This window comes from Streptomyces sp. NPDC093018 (genome assembly GCF_040684035.1).
GTDB lineage: Bacteria > Actinomycetota > Actinomycetes > Streptomycetales > Streptomycetaceae > Streptomyces > Streptomyces murinus.
Genome location: NZ_JBFBFF010000048.1, coordinates 1 through 1,413, shown reverse-complemented (window position 1 = coordinate 1,413; position 1,413 = coordinate 1). Strand labels below are relative to the sequence as shown.

The window sequence follows — 1,413 nt, the reverse complement described above, 5'->3', positions numbered from 1 at the left end:
AACACAGTGGACGCGAGCAACTGAGGACAAGCCCTCGGCCTATTAGTACCGGTCACCTCCACCAGTTACCTGGCTTCCAGATCCGGCCTATCAACCCAGTCGTCTACTGGGAGCCTTACCCCATCAAGTGGGTGGGAGTCCTCATCTCGAAGCAGGCTTCCCGCTTAGATGCTTTCAGCGGTTATCCCTCCCGAACGTAGCCAACCAGCCATGCCCTTGGCAGAACAACTGGCACACCAGAGGTTCGTCCGTCCCGGTCCTCTCGTACTAGGGACAGCCCTTCTCAAGACTCCTACGCGCACAGCGGATAGGGACCGAACTGTCTCACGACGTTCTAAACCCAGCTCGCGTACCGCTTTAATGGGCGAACAGCCCAACCCTTGGGACCGACTCCAGCCCCAGGATGCGACGAGCCGACATCGAGGTGCCAAACCATCCCGTCGATATGGACTCTTGGGGAAGATCAGCCTGTTATCCCCGGGGTACCTTTTATCCGTTGAGCGACGGCGCTTCCACAAGCCACCGCCGGATCACTAGTCCCGACTTTCGTCCCTGCTCGACCCGTCGGTCTCACAGTCAAGCTCCCTTGTGCACTTACACTCAACACCTGATTACCAACCAGGCTGAGGGAACCTTTGGGCGCCTCCGTTACCCTTTAGGAGGCAACCGCCCCAGTTAAACTACCCATCAGACACTGTCCCTGATCCGGATCACGGACCCAGGTTAGACATCCAGCACGACCAGACTGGTATTTCAACGACGACTCCACCCACACTGGCGTATGAGCTTCAAAGTCTCCCAGCTATCCTACACAAGCCGAACCGAACACCAATATCAAACTGTAGTAAAGGTCCCGGGGTCTTTCCGTCCTGCTGCGCGAAACGAGCATCTTTACTCGTAGTGCAATTTCACCGGGCCTATGGTTGAGACAGTCGAGAAGTCGTTACGCCATTCGTGCAGGTCGGAACTTACCCGACAAGGAATTTCGCTACCTTAGGATGGTTATAGTTACCACCGCCGTTTACTGGCGCTTAAGTTCTCAGCTTCGCCCCACCGAAATGGAGCTAACCGGTCCCCTTAACGTTCCAGCACCGGGCAGGCGTCAGTCCGTATACATCGCCTTACGGCTTCGCACGGACCTGTGTTTTTAGTAAACAGTCGCTTCTCGCTGGTCTCTGCGGCCACCCCCAGCTCAAGGAGTAAATCCCATCACCGGACATGGCCCCCCTTCTCCCGAAGTTACGGGGGCATTTTGCCGAGTTCCTTAACCATAGTTCACCCGAACGCCTCGGTATTCTCTACCTGACCACCTGAGTCGGTTTAGGGTACGGGCCGCCATGAAACTCGCTAGAGGCTTTTCTCGACAGCATAGGATCATCCACTTCACCACAATCGGCTCGGCATCAGGTCTCA

At 56.1% G+C, this 1,413-nt stretch carries 1 rRNA gene; it reads right to left on the bottom strand.

The features are described from left to right. Positions 1-22: 22 nt before the first annotated feature. A 23S ribosomal RNA gene (locus AB0N90_RS37600) occupies positions 23-1,413 on the bottom strand; the annotation flags it as partial.